Consider the following 20,019-nt stretch of genomic DNA (forward strand, 5'->3'; position numbering starts at 1 on the left):
AGCGCGGCTCCGGGCGCGGAGCCGGCGCGCGTCACCGGACCGGGCGGACGCCTTTCGCGATCTTCCTCAACTCACTCATGGCGTCGATCTCCTTGGCGTAGTCAGGGCCGATGAGCACCTTGACGGCCAGGTCCTTGCGGAGCTTCCAGGTGACCGTGGGCGTGACCGGGCCGCCGGCGGCTCCCGAGTCGCCGTCCCTGGACAGCCGCGCGGGCCTGCCGCCGAGGTCCACCGTCTCGGTCCGCGGTTCCGGCCGGAAGTCGTACAGGGCGTCCGCGGACGCGCCGTGGGCCACGATCACCTGGACGGCGTAGCCGTCCTGCTGGAGGCCCGGCTTCCGGAAGCTGGTGGTGTAGCTCTTGCCGGGGCCGACCACGTCGTCCTTCGACCATTTGCCCCATTCGAGCCCGTCCGGCAGGTAGGTGAGCTGGATGCCGCCGAACTTCCGCCCGTCGCCGAGGTCACCCAGGGCCTGCGGCGTCGGCGCGGGCGGCAACCGGACATGGAGTGTGACCGTACTGCCCCGCGCGACGACCTTGCCGGCAGCCGGTTCCTGCGTGCCCACCAGGCCGTTGTCGCTCCGCATCCCGGCGAGCGCGACCTTCAGCCCGGCGTCGTGGAGCGCCTTCGCCGCCTCGGCGGCGCGCCGGCCCGTCACGTCGGGCACGGTCACGTCGTCGCGCATCACGACCTGGTTCGGGCCGTTGTCGGCGGGTTCGCCGGGATTCAGCAACACCGGCACGGTCACGGCCACGGCCGCCGTGACGATCGCCGCCCCCGCCACGCGGAGCCTGGTCACGCGGGCGCGGTGCCCCCGGCGTACGGCACTGCCCAGTCCGGGCCCGGCCTGAACCTCGGCTACGTGCGCCGCCATGGCGTCGGCGAGGTCGTCCTCGATCGTCATCTCGTCACTTCCCTTGCGACATCCATGTTCTGGCGGATCCTGGCGAGCCCGCGCGCGGCCTGGCTCTTGACCGTCCCGGCCGAGCAGCCGAGCAGGGCCGCGGTGGCCTGCTCGGACTGGTCCTCCCAGTAGCGCAGGACGAGCACGGCGCGCATCCTGGGCGGCAGCCTGCGCAGCTCACCGATGAGCGTGTCGCGCAGGTCGAGGTCGGGAGAGTCGGCGGCGGTCTCGGGCGGCCGGGCGAACATGATCTCCTGGACGACCCTGCGCCGCCGCGCCCTGCTGATCGCCGCGTTCACGACGACCTTCCTCGCGTACGCCTCGGGGTTGTCGTGCCTGATCCGAGGCCAGTTCCGGTAGACCTTCTCCAGCGCGTGCTGGACCAGGTCCTCGGCGTCGTGCCGCGTCGCCCCGCACACCAGGATCGCGGTACGCAGCAACGAGGTGCTTCTCGTGGCGAGGAAGTCGTCGAAGGCAGCCTCGTCGTCATCTGTCATCAGTGAAGGTCCCCTTTCGCCCTCCCCAACGCGCGAGCCCGCCCGGAGGTTGAGTGCCTTCCCGAAGAGTCGAGGTCAGACGACGACGCCGTCCGCGCGCAGGGACGCCGGCTCCGGCGGGACCTGGCAGCCGTCCATGAGCACAGCGGGCCGCCCGGCCGAGCCTCCGCGCTCTCGTAAGCCACAACATCGTTTCGTTGCGGACAGTAACTAATCAAGTACTCACCGTTCATAGTGGGTGAGCGGCGCTTGCTGCCTTCGCCATCGACCACGTCGAATGCCGGGGCGGCGAGAACTTCCTGAAGATCTGGTCACACTCCGGCGGACGCCAGAGCGTTGACTGCTACGCCAACAGGGGCAGGACGGACTTCGGCGGATGGTGGGTCGACCGGATCTCCACCGGCAACAACGATCTGATCTACTACGACGCCAACGGCGACTCGGTGAGGATCGATCGCTGGACCGAGATCAGCTTCCCGAATCGCCCTCCGAAGGTAGCCTCCATCGAGATCCTGTGAGACGTCGCCGTCCGGGGCGGCCGCCGGACGGCAGGCCGCTGATCGCCCGCCACGGCACCGAGCACGGCTCCGACCTGGGCAAACAACGCTGAATCGTCGAGTCGACCGTCGCCCTGCGGCACGCCTTCCGACGCTTGCGAACCCGCTGGAAAGTCCGAGCCGACATCCACGAGGCCGTCCTCAAGCTCGCCTGCGCGCTGGGACTCGCCCGCCGGCCCGGTGACCACGGTGATCGTCATCGGGCCGCTGGAGTCGACCCTCCAGCTCGTCTCCGGTCAGTCGGTACGTGCCGCGGGTGGTCTCCGAAGCGGGCACAACCGGCTCGCGGCTGTTGCGGGATCTTGTCAGGAGAGGAAGATCGCGCCCATGAACACCGACAACTTCAGCGCACTGTCTGTTCGAGCCGGCGGAGCGGTCGATGCCGAGGCCCTCGTGATCCTGGATTCCGTCGCGAGATCCGATGGTGGCGAGCGGCGCGGCAGCATCGAACGTTGGTGTCGCGACGGGTCCGTCCTTGTCGTGACGATGCTCATGGTGGCTGAGCCGGCCCGGGGGCATGGCGTCGGCGAGAGGCTACTGCGCGCTGCAGCAGCCTCATGCCGGACCGTGAAGCTGTTCACCTCAACGAACCTGTCCAACCATCCCATGCAGCGACTGCTCCAGCGGGTCGGCTGGCAGCCGGTAGGGATGGTGCACGGCCTCGATGAAGGTGATCCTGAGGTCTTCTACCTCTGCACTTCTCAGAGCACCGAAAGCGCAGAGTAATTCCGGACAGTGCACGGATGTGCTGGGCGTTGGCGGGCGCACACCTTTGAGCGGGGCGTCCTGACGGCCTCGGATGACAGGTGGGACGTGGCGGTGCACCAGGCGAGGTGATCGGCCGCCGGGCCCCGGATGGGATTGACGCCGCGGACGCGGCGGCGCTGAACTGAGGATCTCGCGGCGTCAGGTGCATGTGCTGCTGCGTCAGTGTCGCGCGGGCGATGGCGTCGTCTCAGGCCTGCTCCCCGGCGCGCCAACGGCGGCTGGAAGATATGCTCCTGATGCCGTACGGGCTACCGGCCGCCCATGTGCCGCATGCCGCCCGTGGAACGGACGCCGCCGCCCACGCTCGCGGCCCAACCGCCCGTGTCGCTGCGTCTCGTCATGATGGCGAGCCTGCCAGCGCCCCTTGGCCGACCACAAGCCTGGCGGCCTCAGAGCTCGTTCTGCATCCAGTACTCGATGGTGTGCTTGCGTCCCTTGAGGTCGAAGATGACCGTGTAGTTCGCGCCCTTCTTGGCTTTGATCTTCAGGTAGTGCTTCCGGCCGTTGCCGCAGGGGTAGGGGCCCGCGCCCTTCACCCGCCAGCCCACGTACGAGTTGATGATCCGGTCCACCCCGACCGAAATCTTGGTTCTGTCACCGCCGTCCCAGCAGCGGAAGACAACCTGCAGAGTCTTCGACCGGGACTTGAACTGCCGCTTGACCGACCAGACCTTGGTAGGAGTATGAGAGTCGTGCCCAATGGTGATCCACCGGCCCAGGGCCTGGGCCGGTGCGAGCCGACCGGCCGTGGCGGCGGCGTCGACGGAATGGGCGCCTGCTGTTGCTTGGGCCGCGCTCGCGGGCGTCGGGAAGGATACGAGACCCAGCGTAAGTGCTGCCGCACAGGCCAGGCCGGTCAGCGGGACCTTGATCGCGTGGGTGATGCGCATGGCCGCTCTCCTCAGTGGATCGAAGTTGTGACGCGTCGAACGTCGCACCGAGTCTGAGACCCGCCATGTTGAGGATTCGTTGAAGGCTTGTTGATCGGGTGGACGTGCGCCCCGTTCGGCCTTCGGGCCTAGTGAAGATCGATGGTGAACCGGTTCGCGTTGTCGGCAGGCGGGCCATGAGGGGATGCCGAGCCCGAAGCGGTCGGATCACACACCATTCGCCCGTATTGCGGCTTTTGTTCTTTGCTTCGCCATCACCCTCGAACCCCGAAACGCCCACAGACAGTGATAAGAAGGTCGCGTTTGCCGCCTTCAGTAAGGCGATGTGTGGCGCACTCAAGACGGGACTCGGCCCGAAGGCGCCCTTCACCTGCAAGAAGGGCACCTCTACCAAGACCACGATCACCTCTCACCTCACCGGGACCGCCAGTCCGGCCGAGATGCGCAAGGTGTTCACGTCACTCGCCTCCGGCAAGCAGGCCGAAACCCTCGCCAAGTCACTGACCGCCATCGGCGCCGAAACCTGGATCATCGACTACGAGGGCGTGCAGATCGCGAAGATCCGCGCAGCCAAAGAGGACCAGCGATGCTCGAAGCCTGGCAGGCACGGCGTCCCGGCCGCAGGCTGGATGACGTCGACCAGGTCGGCGGGCAGCACCGGGAACTGCGGCGGCGCGGTCACCCGCGCCCATGCCTGTGGGCGGGGGAGTCGGTCATGAGGGCTCTCATCTCGTCAGGGCCGGGAGGCGGCGGTGACGCGACGGGGGCGGTGGACCGGCCCGCCCGGCGAGCGCCGGCCCCCCTACCTCCAGTCCCGTCAGCCTTCCGCGCCGATGGCGCGGTCGCGGCCCACGAGTTCGTGTCCCCGTTCAGACGCCGGGCGCCAGCCTGAGGACGGCGGCCGGCAGCCCGCGCAACGCCTCGGGGACGACGACCCCGCCGGAACGGTCCACCGCGGCCGGGCCGTCACCCCAGGTGGCTCCGGCCCGCGCCCGTTCGACCAGGTCGCCGGCGAGCGTCAGCCGTCCCGCGGCCGGGTCCAGGGCGATCACGTGGAGGGCGCCGTCGGGGGCGGCGGTGTAGCGGACCGGGTCGCCGACGGGCTCGGCATGCCGGACCCACGGCCGGGTGCCGTAGATCGCCTCGCCGTGGGCCGCCAGCCAGGCGCCCAGGTGGCGCAGCCGTTCGACCTGGGACTCCGGCAGTGAGCCGTCGGCCCGCGGCCCGATGTTGAGCAGCAGGTTGCCGTTCTTGGCGACGGTGTCGACCAGCAGGTGGACGAGCTCGTCCGGCCGGACGAGATGGCGCTCGTCCTCGGCCCGGTTGAAGCCGAACGACTGGCCGAGCCCGCGCGTGGCCTCCCACACCCACGGGGAGGTCTGCTGCTCGGAGACGTACTCGCGGGTGCGTGAGCCCAGGTGCGGCACGCCCCAGCGATCGTTCACGATGCCCTCGGGCACCCGCTCGTAGTAGTGCTCGAACAGCGCCTGCAGGCTGTGCGGCCCGGCCGCCTTGCCCGAGTCGGGCCAGTCGATGTCGTTCCACAGCACGTCGGGGGAGTGCCGGTCGATCAGCTCCATGGCCTGCTCGAAGCAGTAGCGCGCGAACGCCTCGTCGTTGCGGCGCAGCGTGAACAGGTCCGTCATCGACTGGATCGGCGGGAAATCGGACACGTGCCAGTCCAGCGCCCCGGAGTAGTACAGGCCGAACCGCAGGCCCGCCGCCCGGGCGGCGCGGTCCAGCTCGGCGATCAGGTCGCGGCGGGGGCCGCGGCGCGCGCTGCTGAAGGCCGTGGTGGCGGTGTCCCACAGGCAGAACCCGTCGTGGTGCTTGGCCGTGGGCACGACGTAGCGCGCGCCGGACCCCGCGATCAGCCGCATCCAGGCCGCCGGGTCGAACGCCTCCGCCCGCCAGAAGTCGGCCAGGTCCTCGTACGGGGTGCCGACCCCGTACTCCCGCTCGTGGAAGGCGCGGGCGGGCGAGCCGGGGATGCGGACGGTGTTGGCGTGCCATTCGGCGTACTGGTGGTGGCTGAACTCCAGCTCCACGGGCACGTGCTCGCCGGGCAGGCGGGCGGTCGCCCACGCGGGCACCGAGTACAGCCCCCAGTGGACGAAGACGCCGAACTTGGCGTCCCTGTACCAGTCGGGCACGTCCCTCGCCGGGTAGTCGGCACCCAGGTCGGGGCCTACACGGCGGTCGAAAAACAGCACTTTGGTCCTTTCAGCGGCCGGCGAGACCGGCGGTGGCGATGCCCTTGACCAGATGCTTCTGAAGGGCGAGGAGGAGCAACAGCGTCGGCAGGATGGACACGATGGAGGCGGCCATCACCAGATGCCACTGGTTGCCGTTCTGGCCGAAGAACAACTGCAGGCCGAGCGGCACGGTGCCGCGCTCGGTCACGTCGTTGACCATGATGAGCGGCCACAGGAAACTGTTCCAGTAGTTGATGAAGGTGAACACGGCCAGCACCCCGAGCGCGGGCCTGGCCAGCGGCAGCATGATGGACAGGAAGATCCGCGCCTCGCTCGCGCTGTCGATGCGCGCCGCCTCCTGCATCTCGCGCGGCACCGAGCGGAAGAACTGCCGCAGCAGGAACGTCCCGAACGCGGTGAAGGCCCACGGGAAGATCAGCGACTGGTAGCTGTCCACCCAGCCGAACTTCTGCATGAGGATGAACATGGGCACGACCAGCACCTCCTGCGGCACCATCAGCGTGGCCAGGAACAGCAGGAAGACGCCGTCCCGGCCGCGCCAGCGCAGCGAGGCGAAGGCGTAGGCGGACAGGGCGGAGGCGGCCAGCACGACCAGCGTGCCCACGCCCGCCACCAGCACGCCGTTGAGGATGTAGCGCTGGAACGGCACGTACGTGAACACGTCGCCGAAGTTCTGCCACCGGATCCGCGAGCCGACCAGCGACCCGGGATCGCTGAACGTCTCGCCCGCCGGCTTCAGCGCGGTGGCCACCGCGAAGATCAGCGGATAGAGGAAGGCCAGCGTCACCGCCGCCAGCAGCACGTGGGAGACGACGGATCTAACTCTCATAGTGCACCCACCGCCTCTGCCCGAGGAACTGCGCGGCGGTCACGAGCAGGATGATCGCGAACAGCACCCACGCGCCCGCCGCCGCCAGCCCGAGCTCGCGCGACTGGAACCCGGCCTGGTAGACGGTCATGACGAGCGTCTCCGTGGCGTTGCCCGGCCCGCCGGCCGTGAGGATGTACGGCTGCGTGAACACCTGCAACGAGTTGATCACCGTCATCGTCGTGGCGAAGAACAGCGCCGGCGAGATCAGCGGGAGCTGCACGCTGACCAGCTTGCGCAGCCCCGTGGCCCCGTCGAGCGAGGCCGCCTCCAGGACCGACGGCGACATCTCGTTGATCGCCGCGGAGAAGACGATCAGGTTGTACCCGAACCCCTGCCAGACGCTCATGGCCACCACCGACACCAGTGCGGTGCGCCCGTCGGCCAGCAGGTTCGGCTCGGTGCCGACCATCTGGAACAGCAGCTTCCAGATGACCGCGTTGGCCACCATCGGCGTGATCGCCGGGATGAAGAACAGCACCCGCCACAGGTTCTGCCACCGCGACCTGCTGATCCAGAACGCCAGCGCCAGCGCCAGGACGATGTTGAGCGGCACGTACAGGCCGGTGAAGACGAACGTGTTGCGCAGCGCGGACAGGAAGGCCGGGTCCTCGCCGAACAGGTAGCGGAAGTTCTCCAGGCCGATGAAGCTGCTCCCGCCCAGCATCGGCCAGTCGAAGAAGCTCATCACCACGGCCATGCCGACCGGGAACAGGGTGAACAACCCGAGGCCGAGCACGCTGGGCGTGGCGAACCCCAGCGCGCTCCACTGCTCTCGTGACCTCACTGCCCGCGCGCCCCCTGCTGCTGGATGGTGGCGAGCGCCTCCTTGGCGCCGCTCGCGCCGGTGTAGACCTGGAGCAGGTGCTGGGCCATGAGCTTGGTGACGTCGTCCCAGTTCTTGGTGGTGAACAGCGGCACGCCGCCGGCCACCGCCTCCTTGACCGCCGACACCGCCGCCCGCACGTCGTCGGCCTTGTCCTGGTTCTTACCGACCAGGAAGTTCTCGTACGCCGGCTGCTCGGAGGTCATCGCCGGGAAGCCGCGCCCCTCGCCCGCCAGGTACGCCTGCGCCTGCTTGCCGCTGAGCACGGAGACCGCCTTGACCGCCTGCTCCTTGTACGGGCAGCCCTTGGCCACCCCGAACCCGGAGTTGGCCACGTACGTCTTCGCACCCCCGGACCCGGCGGGAAGCTGCGCGATGCCCACCCGGAACTTGGCGCTCTTGATCGTGGATCCGATGTTCCAGGAGCCGTCGACCGCCATCATGGCGTTGCCGTTGACGAACTGCGTCTCGCCCCAGCCCAGCTCCGCCGACCCGGCCGGCACGCTGGCCGCCTTGTTCCCGGCCAGGCCCGCGTACCAGGTGGTGGCCGCGACCATGGGCTCGCTGTCGAGCTGCAGCTTCACGTCGTCGGTGACCGGCTTGGCGCCGTTGTAGGACAGCAGCATCGACAGCAGGTGCAGGTCGGAGAAGGACATGCCGAACCCGTACTTGCCGCCGGTGGTCAGCTTCCTGGCGGCCTGCTCGAAGTCGGCGGTGGTCCAGCCGGGCTTGGGCTCGGCCAGGCCGGCCTTGGCGAAGGCGTCCTTGTTGTAGTAGAGGAGCATCGGGCCCAGGTCGTAGGGGAGGGCCAGTTGCCGGCCGTTCATCTTCAGCGCGTCCAGCGCCGCGGGGGCGAAGCCTTCGGGAGCGGTGAGGGGTTCGAGGAGATCGGCGTAGGCGCCCAGGCGCAGGCTCTGCATGGAGACCAGGCACGGCTGCTCGCCCGCGGCGAACTCGGTCTGCAGCTTGGTGAAGTAGGCGTTGAAGGGCGCGGTCCGCAGGTTGATCCTGATCTTCGGGTCCTGCTGGGTGACCATCTTGGCCAGGTGGTCGAGCTGGGCCTTCTCCTCCTCGCTGCCCGCCCACATCTCCCAGTCGAGGGTGACCGTACCGTCGTCCTGTTCGGCGCCGCCCGCCGTGCCCGCCCCGCCGCCGCCGCACGCGGTGACGCCGGCGAGGAGTACGAGCCCCGCGGCCAGGAGTGCCTTCATGGGGGGACCTCCGTCAAGGTATATTTTTCGGGGTCGAATTTATTATTGATGCGGAACCCTAGGCTTGTTCCGGAACACACGTCAAGAGGGAGGACCGCGGATGCGCGAGGACCTGGCCAGGACGGAGATCCTGACGACGCTCGGGTCCGGGCCGCTCGACCGCACCCAGCTCGCCCTCAGGCTGGGGCTCGGCGCGGCGACCGTGACCGAGCACAGCCGGCGCCTCATCCAGCTCGGCTACGTGCGCGAGCTGGCGCCGCAGGCGGCCGGGCGTGGTCGCCCGAAAGTGCCCCTTGAGCTGGTGCCGGACGCCGCCTACACGCTCGGCCTGCGGGTGCACCACACGCACGTGGTCGGCGTGCTCATGCGGCTCAACGGCAGCGAGGCGCGCCGCTTCACGGTGCCCTTCGACCCCCGCGCCGACCCCGTCGGGCAGCTCGCCGCCGTGTGCGCCCGCGAGCTGGCCGACCCCGCCGCCGGCGGCCGGGTGCGCGGCATCGGCCTGGCCGTCCCCGGCGTGATCGACCAGGCCAGGGGGATCGTGCGCATCTCGCCGCACCTGGGCTGGTCGGACCTGCCGCTGCGGCCCCTGCTGGCCGAACGCCTGCCGGTCCCCGTCCTCATCGACAACGACACCCGCGCCAGCACCAGCGCCGAGCTGCTGTTCGGCGCCGGGTGCGACCACGACGACTTCCTGGTGCTGGCCGTCGGCGGCGGCATCGGCATGGGCATCGTGCTCGGGCGGCGGATCCATCGCGGGCCCGACGGCGTCGCGGGCGAGTTCGGGCACGTGCCGATCGACCCGCAGGGGCCGCCCTGCGTGTGCGGGCGGCGCGGCTGCCTGGAGTCCTACGCGGCCGACTACGCCCTGGCCGCCCGCGCGTACGAGCGCGGGCTGACGCCGGTGCCGGTGCCGGTGGCCGAGCTGCCCCGGCTGGCCGCCGAGGACGTGCCGGGCGTGCGCGACCTGATGGCCGAGGCGGGGGCGGCGCTCGGGAGGGCGGCCGCGGGCGTGGTGAACGTCCTGGCCGTACGGGCGCTGGCGGTGATCGGCGAGAGCCACGTGCTGTGGCCGTATCTGGAGCCCGGGTTCCGGCCGGCGGTGGAGAGCGGCGTGCTGTCGGGAGTGGAGATCATGGTCCGCCCCTGGGACGACAGCGGCCACGCCCGCGGCGCCGCCACCCTGGCCCTGTCGGCCACGGTCGCCGCCCGCTGACCGGCCATGATGGCGGTCGGCCTTGACGACCAAGCGGCCCTGGGCAGGTCTCAGGCTCTGACGGCGCGCCCGGGCAGGGCGGTCGGCAGCAGCTGCTCCTCGCGGACCACGAACTGGCCACCAACCAGGACGTGAACGAAACCGGAGGAGTGCCGGACCGTCTCGGTGTAGTCGGCCTGGTCGCTGACGGTCTCGGGGTCGAAAACGGTCAGGTCGGCGTCGCAGCCCGGCTGAACGCGACCTTTGCGCCGCATCGCCGGGACGCCTGAGCCCACGACGTCGGCGGGGACGAGTGTGCACCGGCGCACAGCCTCAGGCAGCGACAGGACGCCGTCCTCACGGACGAGCCTGCGTAGCGTCCGGCCATAGGTGCCGGCGGTACGGGGGTGGGTGACGGCGTCGGGACGGAGCGGCCATGAGAGCGGGTCAGGCGCTCCAGAGCGCCAAAGGAGGGGGACGGCGTCGGTGGCGACGGCGGCGTCGGTGAAGGTGATGGCCCGCCGGATGTAGTCGAACTGGGCGGGGTCGTCCTCGTCGAGCAGGTGGACGAAGGCGGCCGAGCCGGGTGCGCTCTCGCGGACCCGGCGCAGGGCGTCGGCGTCGGGGATGCGCCCATGGGCGCCGAGCAGGCCGATGGAGTGCGGGGTCAGTCCGCGCCGGTGGAGGAGTTCCGGGGCGAGGAAGGCCGCGCCGATGCCGGTCATGCCCGCGCCGTAGGGGTAGGCCTCGGTGGTGACGCGCGAGCCTTCGGCGCGGACCTTCTCCACCAGTCCGAGCACGCGGTCGACATGGCGTATGGAGGTGCTGTTGACGTGGCAGTAGTGCATGTGCGCGCCGGTCTCGGCGGCGGCGCGGACGATTTCTTCAGCGCCGTCGACGGGAGTGGTGGGGTCCATCTCGACAAGTTCGCGGGCGTGGGTGTACGTGGGCAGCCCGGCGCGGGCGGCGAGGGCGGCCACGGCGAGGTACTCGGAGGGGTCGATGCGAGGCGCGTAGCCGACGAGGATTCCGATGCCGAGCGCGCCGTCGCCGAGGTCACGCTCCAACATGCCGGTGATGCGGTCGACGGTCTGCCGCGGGGCGGCACGCTGCCATTCCTCGCGACCGATGTTGGCGAGGAAGTCGGTCGTCAGGTCGCCGTCGGTGTCGAGGCCGAGGAGGACGGCCATGCGGGCCACGGCCCAGGAGGTGGCGAAGCCGTAGTTGAGCGGCCTGCCCTCGGTCTCGGCTCTGCGGTAGGCGGCGGCGACCGGGTAGGCGCCGGCTTCGAGTTCCAGGACGGTGGTGACGCCGTCGAGTGCCTGCAGGCGGTGGCCGGCGACGTCCGTGCTGTGGCTGTGCAGGTCGATGAAGCCTGGGCTGACGACCAGGCCGGTCGCGTCGACCCGGGTGACGCCGTCGAGCGGCTGGTCGGAGACGGCCTGGATGACCCCGCCGTTGACGCCGACGTCGCGCACGGCATCCAGACCGGTCTCGGGGTCGATGACCCTGCCGCGGGCCAGGACCAGATCGTATGTCGTCACGCGAGCTCCTTCGTTGCGAGGCTGAACTGCTCAGGGCGCTGGGGCACGATCAACGCGATCAGCGCGCCGAGGACAGTGGTGGCGATGAGCAGGCCGAAAGCGGCGGTGTAGGAGAACTTGTCGACCAGGAAGCCCATGAGGACGGGGGCGAGGACGCCGGCGATCTGACCGCCGACGTTGACGATGCCCATGCCGGATCCGATGACGGCGGGCGGCAGGGCGCGCACGGGCATGCCGAGGATGCCCATCGAGGAAAGGCCCGCCACCCCCATGGCGAGGGTCTGGTAGACGGTGAACCCCACAGCGGAGTCGGCCATCAGCATGAGCACCAGGAGCACGGCGGTGACCAGCAGCAGGGGGATGACGTAGAGCCGGGCTCTGTCATGGAAGAAGCGGTCGAACAGCCAGCCGCCGAGGAAGACGGTCGCGCACATGACCAGGCCGGGGATGGCGGACATGACGCCGGTGTTGATGAGGGAGATTCCGCGTTCCTCCAGCAGGTAACTCGGCACCCATGTGATCAAGCCGTAGCCGAGCATGTTGGTGGCGCAGAAGAGGGCGGCGAACTTCCAGACCGACGCCGAGCGCATCACGGCGCCGAGCCCGAACCCCTTGTCCTGAACGGTGTCGGAGCCGTTGAGGTGGGCGGGCAGCGCCTTGGGCAGCAGCTTCCAGAGCAGAACCCCGATGGCGACGCCGGCTGCGGCGGTGACCCAGAAGGTGTGACGCCAGCCGAGGACGAGGATGAGCGGCGCGACGATGAGCGGGGCGACGCCGGCACCGAGTTGGTTGGAGGCGAGCATGGCACCGGCGGCGGTGGCGCGGACGGCGGGGGTGGTGCGTTCGGCGATGGCCTTGAAGGACGCGCCGGGGAACAGGCCCTGGCCGACGCCGAAGAGGGCACGGATGACCAGGAGAGATGCCAGGCCCCAGGCGATGCCGGTGAGGGCGGTGAAGACCGACCAGAGCAGCAGGGAGACCATGAGCTGGCGTCGGGCGCCGAACCGGTCGGCGAGGATGCCGCCCGGTATCTGGCACAGCAGATAGACCAGGGAAAAGGCGGTGATCAGCCAGCCTTGCTCGGTTTTGGTGAGTGCGAAGTCCTCGCCGATGAACGGCAATGCGACGGCCATCATCACCCGATCGACGTAGTCGATCACCCAGACACCCATGAGCAGCCCTACGGTGACGGTCGCCGTCCTGCGTATCTGCGCAGGGGCCAGGGGGCGAGTGTCTTCGGCGAGTCCCATTCACAGACCTCCGGAGCTTTCACGTCAGTGTTCCAGCAACCCTCCATCACGTGACCCGGGAGTGCTTCGTGCAGGGACATGAAGTCGGAGCCGCCAGCGGTGCAATTGCACCAAGCTCGGTCCGCCGACGTTGAAACGCCTGCGAGATCGTCAGCCGGCCTCGCCCGGAGGCCCGCCGTGATTCTCACCGGCACAGCCGGCCAGTTCCTCGCCGACGTCCGCACCTAATTCGACAAGGGCGCCCTCGGTTTCGTGATCAGATGACTCCTTGTCCAGCTTGACGCCAAAGGTCATCTATGGATTGATCATTACTGTCATTCGAACTTGTGACCTAAAAGGGCTGTGATGTCAGAACGTTCGTCGTCGACTCGCGCGACGTTGTCCCGATTAACCCACCGGCTCCTCACCTGCGGCGCTGCCGTCGCCTTGGCGGCCGGCCCGCTCGTGGCCCAGGCCCCCGCGGCCATGGCCACCGATCTCATGACCGACCTCGGCGAGCACCTCACCTGGGCCTCCGACGTGGCCACCGCGAACGACAAGGTCTTCGTCTCCGGCAGCGACCGGATCGTTGTCGCCGACGCGCGGGGCTCGCTCACCGGTGTCATCACCGACCTGCCCGGTGTGATCGGCCTCGCCGCGGCGCCCGACGGTGCCCGGCTGTATGCGGCGCTGAGCGAGGCGAACCAGGTCGCCGAGATCGACACCGCCTCCCTCGCCGTCACCCGGCGCATCGACCTGAAGGCGTTCGCCTGCCCCTCGCCCTGGTATCTGTCGCTGTCCGGCAGCCGGCTCTACGTCGGCCACGGGTGTTACGCCCAGTCCGGCTCCGGCGGCGTCGTGGGCATCGACGTGGCGGCGCCGCAGCCGGAGCAGACCCAACTGGTGATGGGGGCCTACAGCGTCCCCATCGTGGGCGCCGCGGGGACGACCCTGGTGGTCGGCAGCCAGGGGCTGTATCCCGGCTCCTTCGCCGTCTACGACGTGTCCGGTTCCGGCGCCACCCTCCGGGGCGAGATCAACGGCCACGATCACGGCTTCTCGGCCCTGCACGACCTCGCCATCAGCTCCGACGGTTCGACGGTGTTCACGACGTACAGCACTCCCAGCAGGTACGACGCCTGGGACACGACCGATCTGACCCTGATCCGCAGCTACGGTGTGGAACCGACGTTCACCGGCCAGTCGAACGCGGTCGCGCTCAGTCCCGACGGCGCCTCCGTGGTCGGCGGGAGGTGGGGCGAGACGTCCGTCGGCGTCTTCGACACGGCCACGGGTGCGAAGACCTTCACCTACGCGAACCCCGACGTGCGGCTGGTCGACAAGACCCTCGTCCACACCGGCAAGGACGTCTTCGGCGTGGTGAAGGACGACTCCGACCGGCTCTATCTGTGGAGAGTGCCCGACGTCGCCCTTGCGATGTCGGAGCTCACCCTGACGGCCCCGTCGTCGGCAACCGTGCTCGAACCGCTCACGCTGACGGGCCGGCTCACGCTCTCCGACGGCTCGGCGCCGGGGGCGCAACCGCTGGTGGTGACCCGCCGGCTGCCGGACGGCACCCGCAAGACCCTCCCGGCGACGACGACCACCGCCGACGGCGCCTTCACCATCACCGACACGCCCTCGGTCACGGGGACGATCGGGTACGAGGTGCTCTGGCAAGGCAGCCCGGCGTTCCGGTTGAGCAAGGCGTCGGCGACCGTCAACGTGCTCAAGGCCAAGTCCTCGATCAGCCTGACGCCGCCGTCCTCGGCCACCGCGCTCCAGCCGTTCACCCTGACGGGCCGGCTCACCCTGGCGAACGGCTCGGCTCCTGGTGAGCAACGGTTGACGGTGACCCGCAGCCTTCCGACGCGTCCGGTCGAGACCCTCCCGGCAGTGACGACCACCGCGGACGGAACCTTCACCGTCACCGACACCTGGCCGCTCGGCGGGACGGGCACGTACGAGGTGAGCTGGCCGGGCAGCGCTCTCTACGGGCAGGCCGCCGCCACGCTTGGCATCACGGTGGCCAAGGCGCAGGCGGAGCTCACGCTCTCCGGCCCCAAGAAGGCCCCCGCCGGCAAGGAGCTCCAGTTCAGCGGCGCGCTGACCTCCGCAAGCCGGCTCCCGTCGTCCGTGCTGATCGAGGTCTTCCGCACCGTCACCGGTCGCGACGGCACCGAGACTGTCCAGCTGCCGTCGATCCAGGTGTACGGCGAGCCGACGTTCGGCTTCACCGACACCCCACAGGCGGGCGGTGAATACACCTACACGGTCAAGTGGAGCGGCGGCCCGGCGCACTTGCCCGCGGAGGACGGCCACGTCGTCGTGGTCGGAGGCGCGTCCGACTGACGTTTCCCCGGCCCGGCCGGGTGGCCCGACGGTGGACGCCGTCGGCCCACCCGGCCGGTGCGGAGGAGGCCTCGTATCGTGGCCGGCCAGTGCTGACAGGCCGGTCATCGTCGCCGGTACTTTGCGGGTCGTTGTGACGGATCGGAGCGCCGTAGGGCGGAGCCGCACGTCAGACCGCCGAATCACCCGGGGACAAGGCTCGCGTAGCGAGGGTCTCGGGCGCCGGCATAGACCACGACCATCGTGAAGTGGGCCGGCTCTGGGCCTTGGCTGCTGTAGGCGTGCGGGCGGTCGCCTCGCATGCGGAGCGCGTCTCCCGCGGCGAGTTGGAAGAGCGCCCCGCCGACGGTGACCGCGACGCTGCCCGAGTGGAGCTGCAACAGTTCCCGGGTGCCGGGCGGATGCGCGGGCGTGGAGATCTTGTCGCCGGCAGGCAGCCGGAACTCCCAGAGCTCGGTGAAAGGCGGCTGGCTGTCGTTGATCAGAAGCCTGGCGCGGCCTTCGGAGCGAACCACGGCGTCGGCGGCACGGGAAACGCGGCCAAGCTCCTCCGGGGGCTCCACCAACTCGCCGATCGAAACACCCAACGTGGCGCTGATCCGGGCGAGCGTCGCGATGCTCGGGTTGGTGCGCATGGTCTCGATCTGCTGGAGCATGCCGCGGCTGACGCCGGACCGGGTGGCCAGCTCTTCCAACCGCCAGCCTCGGTCTTGACGTGCAGCGCGCAGGTTCGCGGCGAGGGTGTGGCCTACGGCCTCGGCGGGATCGTTCATGGCGCAATGCTGCCCTAGGGTGCAAAATAGTGCGACTATGACACAAGATACTGGTCGTACCGAGCGTCGAGCGGTGCGGCGGCTGCTCGGCGCCAGCTTCGTGGACTTCCTTGGCTCGGGGCTCTTCCTGGCCTTCTCGGCCGTCTACTTCACCGGCGTGGTGGGGCTCGCCGCAGGCCAAGTCGGGCTCGGCATGAGCATCGCGGGCGCCGCGGCCATAGCCGCCGCGATACCGCTGGGCCGGGCGGCCGACCGTTACGGTGTCCGGCGGGCACTGGTGCTGGTGCATGCCCTACGCGCTGCCGGAACCGCCGCCTACGCCTTCGTCGGTGATTGGTGGGGGTACCTCGTAGTCGTCACGATCATCACGGTCGCCGACCAGATCGCGACTGCGCTGACCCAGGCGTACGTAGCAGAGATCGTCGAAGGGAACAGCCGGGTAAAGGTGCTGGCCTCGTATCGGACGGTGATCAATCTGGCGATCAGCGTCGGCGGTCCACTCGGCGGGCTGCTGGCCGGCACCGGACTCTTCCGGACCATCATCCTGGCCAACGCGGCGGCCTATCTTCTGGTCACCGCGGCCTTCGCCACCCTGCCCCAACCGGTTCGGACCGAAGAGCCCGCCCCGGTCCGGCGAGGCTTGGGCGTGCTGCGCGACCTGCGGCTGCTCTCGCTGGCCGGTGTGGATGGCGTACTGCAGCTTTGGCAACCGATCCTCAACCTCGCCTTTCCGCTGTGGCTCGCCCAGGCGACCACATTGCCGGACGGCTTACTCGGGGCGCTGTACGCCATCAACACCGTCCTCGCGCTCGTCTTCCAAGCTCTCATTGCACGCCACATCACAAGCCTCAGAGCTGCCCGGCGATGTCAGCCCGTCGCTGCGGCATTCGCTGCTGCCGCCTGTCTGTTGTTCTGGTACGCGGCCCAGTCGACACCTCTTGCACTCTTCTGTGCTGCGCTGGTGATGCTGACCGCGGCGGAACTGATCGCTGTCCCCGCGGCCTGGACGTTGTCGTACGCCTTCGCCCCGGATGACCAGAGAGGCGAGTACCTGGCGGCGTTCGGCATGGGTCGCTCGGTCAGTCGCTACGTTGTCGGTCCCATCTTGATCACCGGCATGCTCCAACTGGCCGGTGGTTGGACCTGGGGCGTCCTGGCGCTGCTCTTCGTCGCCGCAGGCATCATCGCCCCCCTGACCATCAGGAACGCAGACACAACGCGGTCGGCCGCAAGCTGACCAACATCTGCCCGGCACCTGACGCTCAACCCCGGCCCGTCCTTGTGCTCGTCGTCGACGTCCGGCTTCTGGGCTGTGCGTACTTCGCCGGACTTGTCCCACGATGTTCGAGTCTGGAACTCGCCTGCGCGGCCCGTTCCGGCCGTCCTCCAGTGGCACTCCGACCAGCCGGAACGCGAACGCGTGCACCTGATGACCCAAGCCTTACCGACACCCCGGATTGCGCCACCCCGCCACCCCGCCATCCCAGCCGACCTGCCGGAACGCCGCGAACCGCGGCGGAACCGCGGCAGTATCGTGGCGGGATGATCGAGCTTCGAGAGGGCGGTGTGATCGACTGCTCCGCCGCGCGGGTGTGGGCGGTGGTCGCCGACTACGCGCAGGACCCGCGGTGGCGGAAGGGCGTCGAGACGATGGCGCCGTCGCCCGAGGGACTCGTGCGGGTGGGGACGACCACCGCCGAGGTCATGCGGTTCGCCGGCAAGACCTATCGCAACGGCGGCGAGGTCGTGGCCGTGGAGCCGGGGCGGTCGTTCGCGTGGCGGACCACCTCGGGGATCGTCGCCGAGGGCGGCAGGCTCGTCGAACCGCTCGGTGAGGAACGGTGCCGCTTCACCTTCCACGTGCGCGTCACCCCGCGCACCGGCTCCGAGCGGGTGCTGGAGCCGGTGCTCAGGTGGTTGCTGCGGCGCTCGATCCGCGCGGACGTCCGCCGGCTGGCCGTGGGGTTCAGCCGCGCTGCTTGAGGGCGCCGTCCACGGGTTCTACGCCGAAGCCCCGGACGGCGTTCCTGAGCAGCACTGCCCTGGCCGCAGTCGCCTCCCCCGAGGCCACCCACCGGACCAAGCGCCCCATCGCCCCAGTCCGGTTCGGGAAACGATCACTCCTGACGCGGGAAGCGATCTTCCAAGGTCCGCGGTGCGCAACGCCGGGTGCCGCACAGCCCGTGGCAGGCGGCCCATGGCGATCCAGGTCGCGGCCGGCCCGTGCCGGGTCGAGCAGCACGCAGGGGGCTCTGGCCCGTGTGGCGTTCAGGAACACCACGCGCGCCCGGCAAGGGGCGTTCAGGAGTGGACGGCGCGGATCTCCGTCACGGTGAACGCGTCGACGATGTGCTGGTTCTGTACCAGGAACCCCACCACTCCCGCCACCGCCTCCACGCCCAGAGCGGCTGTCACCCGTGCGCTCAGAAGGTAGACCAGGGGCGTCGACGGCTGGGTCAGCGTGAGCCCGCGGTCGTGGCGGTGCACGTCCTGCAACGCCCTGATGGGGATCGGCCGCTCGGTGGTGAACCACGCCGCGACCTCCCATTGCGGATGTGCCGGATCGGCGTCGGCACAGGCGTGGTAGCAGGCGACGCAGCCATGGCCGGCATGCCGCCCATGTGGACAGGTCCATTGGGCGATCTCGGCCGGGCTCTGGTCGTGGGCGCTCAGGAGGGCCGCTTCGGTGACGCGGCGGCGCGCCGGCCGTGGCCGGTCCTCCGGCGGAGAGTCAAAGTCGCTGCTGATGATCGGATCCCTTCCCGGCTGCATCCCAACACGTCGGAGCCTAGCGGCGGCGGCCGGACTTCCTGGAGCGGCGGTTCCATGATGGCGCAGGCCGTGCTCGTCGCGATGAACGCCATCCCGACCCTGCCGGCGGCGGCGCGGCTCGGCGGGACGCCGGCCTCGCTCGTGCTCGGCGCGGCCGGGAGTCACCCTGGCCCAGCCGCTGGCCGTCATGTGCGCCCGCCGCGCCCAGCGCGGCTGGTGCGTTCTGGGTTTGCAGGTCAGTTCACCAGGGCGCGATCGGGAGCTTCCCGGATGATGCGGTCGGCGGTCTCCTCAGGAGCAAGGGCTGCGGTGTCGAACCACCAGCCGGCATCGCCGAGCTGGGAGGAGAGAGGGAAGAAGTCCAGCTGCTCGCGGCTGGGGATCACCCAGTCGATCACGGGCGTGAAGCCGGCGTCGGAAAAAGGTGTTCGCCAGCATGCACAGATTACGGTTGCACAGCTCGACTTGCGGCGCTGCCTCGTCGGTGGGCTCGCCAAGTGCCCCCACACGCCCGCTGACGATCAGCCTGCTGAGGAAATCGCCGTCGAGCCGGGCGGCGCACTGCAGGCGCTCGACGACGAGCCCGGTCACCGTCGACTTCCCGGCCGTCGGCATTCCCGTCACGATCAGGCAGTCTGGCGTCCCAGTAGCGATCATGTCGGAATGGGGTCAGCGCGCCTGGTGATCGACAATCGCTTTTCAAGTCGCGCACCGCACGGCCCGACAGTTGCCTGGCGGAGAATGCGGTGATCGGGTGCGGAGGAGCTGGATGACGATGAGTAGTGGCAGAGTGTCTGGTCCATCTCGATTAGGTCTTCGTGGGCTGCTCGGACTCGTGATGGCAGGGATGGTGGGGTGCGGCGCGGTTGTGAACTGTGGGCCTTGCCCTGGGAGTCATGTGCAGCTGTTCGCAGATGCTGCGATCGCCGCATCGGGCTACACGTATGAGCTGTGTCCGGAACGCGGTCCGTGTACGAGAGCGCGGTGGGTGGAGCCTGAGTTCATCACGGGCACCCCGACGCGTGGCGCTGACGGCGGTTCTCAGGTCCCCATCTTTGGTGTCGCTCTTCCTGGGGATGCGACCGATTATTCGCGGATGAGGGTGTCGGTGCGCCTGCTGAATGTCGCTGGCCGAGTCATCGGTCGCGGGCAGGCCACTTTTCCGACCTACATTCCGATGAGGCGGGAGGGATGCCAATGCCATGACGCATTCGTGGAGGTCTTCATCACGCCCTCCCCGCCTGATGGCGATCGGCGTTCGTGGTCGGGGCACCCTGGCGGAGCAGACTGACATTTCCGCTGCGGTGTCGTCTCCGGCGGTGAAGTGGCGCAACCGTGGGCTGAGCCCGGCTACGGCGGCGGTCAAACCGAGCAGCCCGCCCTGCTCGACCGGATGAGGTCAGATCTGGAGCTGTGC

At 69.5% G+C, this 20,019-nt stretch carries 20 protein-coding genes and 1 pseudogene; 8 read left to right on the forward strand and 13 right to left on the reverse strand.

What is annotated here, in order from left to right; genetic code table 11:
- Positions 1 to 31: 31 nt before the first annotated feature.
- Both AB0C33_RS36820 and AB0C33_RS36825 read right to left on the reverse strand, forming a co-directional pair.
- Positions 32 to 904, reverse strand: coding sequence for a PASTA domain-containing protein (locus AB0C33_RS36820; protein WP_358296167.1), 873 nt, complete (start codon positions 902 to 904; stop codon positions 32 to 34).
- A complete protein-coding gene (locus AB0C33_RS36825) occupies positions 901 to 1,401 on the reverse strand; it encodes a SigE family RNA polymerase sigma factor (RefSeq protein WP_358296170.1) in 501 nt (166 codons plus the stop codon). The genes AB0C33_RS36820 and AB0C33_RS36825 overlap by 4 nt, the downstream gene beginning before the upstream one ends.
- Positions 1,402 to 1,706: 305 nt before the next feature.
- Between AB0C33_RS36825 and AB0C33_RS36830 the strand changes: the two genes are divergently transcribed.
- From AB0C33_RS36830 to AB0C33_RS36840, 3 genes and pseudogenes are all read left to right on the forward strand, one after another.
- Positions 1,707 to 1,919, forward strand: coding sequence for a beta/gamma crystallin domain-containing protein (locus AB0C33_RS36830; protein WP_358296299.1), 213 nt, complete (start codon positions 1,707 to 1,709; stop codon positions 1,917 to 1,919).
- Between the two features lie 35 nt (positions 1,920 to 1,954).
- Positions 1,955 to 2,119 (forward strand): annotated as a pseudogene (locus AB0C33_RS36835) (IS5/IS1182 family transposase); the annotation flags it as partial.
- 166 nt (positions 2,120 to 2,285) lie between these two features.
- Positions 2,286 to 2,684 carry a GNAT family N-acetyltransferase gene (locus tag AB0C33_RS36840; RefSeq protein WP_358296173.1) on the forward strand — a complete coding sequence of 133 codons (399 nt, stop codon included), beginning with the start codon at positions 2,286 to 2,288 and terminating at the stop codon, positions 2,682 to 2,684.
- A gap of 431 nt (positions 2,685 to 3,115) precedes the next feature.
- Here AB0C33_RS36840 and AB0C33_RS36845 read toward each other — a convergent pair whose 3' ends face one another.
- The gene (locus AB0C33_RS36845) at positions 3,116 to 3,616 is read right to left on the reverse strand and encodes a hypothetical protein (RefSeq protein ID WP_358296175.1); all 501 of its coding nucleotides are present in this window, start codon (positions 3,614 to 3,616) and stop codon (positions 3,116 to 3,118) included.
- Between the two features lie 227 nt (positions 3,617 to 3,843).
- Here AB0C33_RS36845 and AB0C33_RS36850 point away from each other — a divergent pair, with 227 nt between their 5' ends.
- On the forward strand, positions 3,844 to 4,335 hold the full coding sequence (locus tag AB0C33_RS36850) for a hypothetical protein (RefSeq protein WP_358296177.1): 492 nt from the start codon (positions 3,844 to 3,846) through the stop codon (positions 4,333 to 4,335).
- Between the two features lie 150 nt (positions 4,336 to 4,485).
- Here the strand turns inward: AB0C33_RS36850 and AB0C33_RS36855 are convergent, their stop codons facing one another.
- Genes AB0C33_RS36855 through AB0C33_RS36870 form a run of 4 tightly spaced genes read right to left on the reverse strand, consistent with a single transcriptional unit; the run spans position 4,486 to position 8,737 of the window.
- Complete coding sequence (locus tag AB0C33_RS36855) at positions 4,486 to 5,829, reverse strand: alpha-L-fucosidase (protein ID WP_358296180.1); 1,344 nt, start codon at positions 5,827 to 5,829, stop codon at positions 4,486 to 4,488.
- Between the two features lie 10 nt (positions 5,830 to 5,839).
- Positions 5,840 to 6,661, reverse strand: coding sequence for a carbohydrate ABC transporter permease (locus AB0C33_RS36860; RefSeq protein ID WP_357980179.1), 822 nt, complete (start codon positions 6,659 to 6,661; stop codon positions 5,840 to 5,842).
- Positions 6,651 to 7,487, reverse strand: a complete 837-nt coding sequence (locus AB0C33_RS36865; protein WP_357980176.1) for a sugar ABC transporter permease — start codon at positions 7,485 to 7,487, stop codon at positions 6,651 to 6,653. The genes AB0C33_RS36860 and AB0C33_RS36865 overlap by 11 nt, the downstream gene beginning before the upstream one ends.
- Positions 7,484 to 8,737 (reverse strand): sugar ABC transporter substrate-binding protein, encoded by a 1,254-nt coding sequence (locus tag AB0C33_RS36870; RefSeq protein WP_358296183.1) that lies wholly within the window; start codon positions 8,735 to 8,737, stop codon positions 7,484 to 7,486. Before AB0C33_RS36870 ends, AB0C33_RS36865 begins: the two co-directional genes overlap by 4 nt.
- A gap of 100 nt (positions 8,738 to 8,837) precedes the next feature.
- On the opposite strand from AB0C33_RS36870, the gene AB0C33_RS36875 reads away from it, so the two are divergent.
- Positions 8,838 to 9,953 carry an ROK family transcriptional regulator gene (locus AB0C33_RS36875; protein WP_358296186.1) on the forward strand — a complete coding sequence of 372 codons (1,116 nt, stop codon included), beginning with the start codon at positions 8,838 to 8,840 and terminating at the stop codon, positions 9,951 to 9,953.
- A 50-nt stretch (positions 9,954 to 10,003) separates the two neighbouring features.
- On the opposite strand, the gene AB0C33_RS36880 is transcribed toward AB0C33_RS36875, so the two are convergent.
- From AB0C33_RS36880 to AB0C33_RS36890, 3 genes are all read right to left on the reverse strand, one after another.
- Positions 10,004 to 11,476: an amidohydrolase family protein gene (locus AB0C33_RS36880; RefSeq protein ID WP_358296189.1), complete on the reverse strand. Its 1,473-nt coding sequence runs from the start codon at positions 11,474 to 11,476 to the stop codon at positions 10,004 to 10,006.
- Complete coding sequence (locus AB0C33_RS36885) at positions 11,473 to 12,648, reverse strand: MFS transporter (RefSeq protein WP_358296192.1); 1,176 nt, start codon at positions 12,646 to 12,648, stop codon at positions 11,473 to 11,475. Before AB0C33_RS36885 ends, AB0C33_RS36880 begins: the two co-directional genes overlap by 4 nt.
- Positions 12,649 to 12,876: 228 nt before the next feature.
- The gene (locus AB0C33_RS36890) at positions 12,877 to 13,020 is read right to left on the reverse strand and encodes a hypothetical protein (RefSeq protein WP_358296195.1); all 144 of its coding nucleotides are present in this window, start codon (positions 13,018 to 13,020) and stop codon (positions 12,877 to 12,879) included.
- An 84-nt stretch (positions 13,021 to 13,104) separates the two neighbouring features.
- Between AB0C33_RS36890 and AB0C33_RS36895 the strand changes: the two genes are divergently transcribed.
- Positions 13,105 to 15,057, forward strand: coding sequence for a hypothetical protein (locus tag AB0C33_RS36895; RefSeq protein WP_358296197.1), 1,953 nt, complete (start codon positions 13,105 to 13,107; stop codon positions 15,055 to 15,057).
- Positions 15,058 to 15,239: 182 nt separating this feature from the next.
- On the opposite strand, the gene AB0C33_RS36900 is transcribed toward AB0C33_RS36895, so the two are convergent.
- On the reverse strand, positions 15,240 to 15,830 hold the full coding sequence (locus tag AB0C33_RS36900) for an XRE family transcriptional regulator (protein WP_358296200.1): 591 nt from the start codon (positions 15,828 to 15,830) through the stop codon (positions 15,240 to 15,242).
- A gap of 73 nt (positions 15,831 to 15,903) precedes the next feature.
- Between AB0C33_RS36900 and AB0C33_RS36905 the strand changes: the two genes are divergently transcribed.
- Positions 15,904 to 17,067, forward strand: coding sequence for an MFS transporter (locus tag AB0C33_RS36905; RefSeq protein ID WP_358296203.1), 1,164 nt, complete (start codon positions 15,904 to 15,906; stop codon positions 17,065 to 17,067).
- A 305-nt stretch (positions 17,068 to 17,372) separates the two neighbouring features.
- Complete coding sequence (locus AB0C33_RS36910; protein WP_358296206.1) at positions 17,373 to 17,813, forward strand: SRPBCC family protein; 441 nt, start codon at positions 17,373 to 17,375, stop codon at positions 17,811 to 17,813.
- Between the two features lie 318 nt (positions 17,814 to 18,131).
- On the opposite strand, the gene AB0C33_RS36915 is transcribed toward AB0C33_RS36910, so the two are convergent.
- Both AB0C33_RS36915 and AB0C33_RS36920 read right to left on the reverse strand, forming a co-directional pair.
- On the reverse strand, positions 18,132 to 18,602 hold the full coding sequence (locus tag AB0C33_RS36915) for a hypothetical protein (RefSeq protein WP_358296209.1): 471 nt from the start codon (positions 18,600 to 18,602) through the stop codon (positions 18,132 to 18,134).
- Positions 18,603 to 18,838: 236 nt separating this feature from the next.
- Complete coding sequence (locus tag AB0C33_RS36920) at positions 18,839 to 19,000, reverse strand: hypothetical protein (RefSeq protein WP_358296211.1); 162 nt, start codon at positions 18,998 to 19,000, stop codon at positions 18,839 to 18,841.
- Positions 19,001 to 20,019 lie beyond the last annotated feature (1,019 nt).

This window comes from Nonomuraea sp. NPDC048881 (assembly GCF_040649795.1).
Classification (GTDB): domain Bacteria; phylum Actinomycetota; class Actinomycetes; order Streptosporangiales; family Streptosporangiaceae; genus Nonomuraea.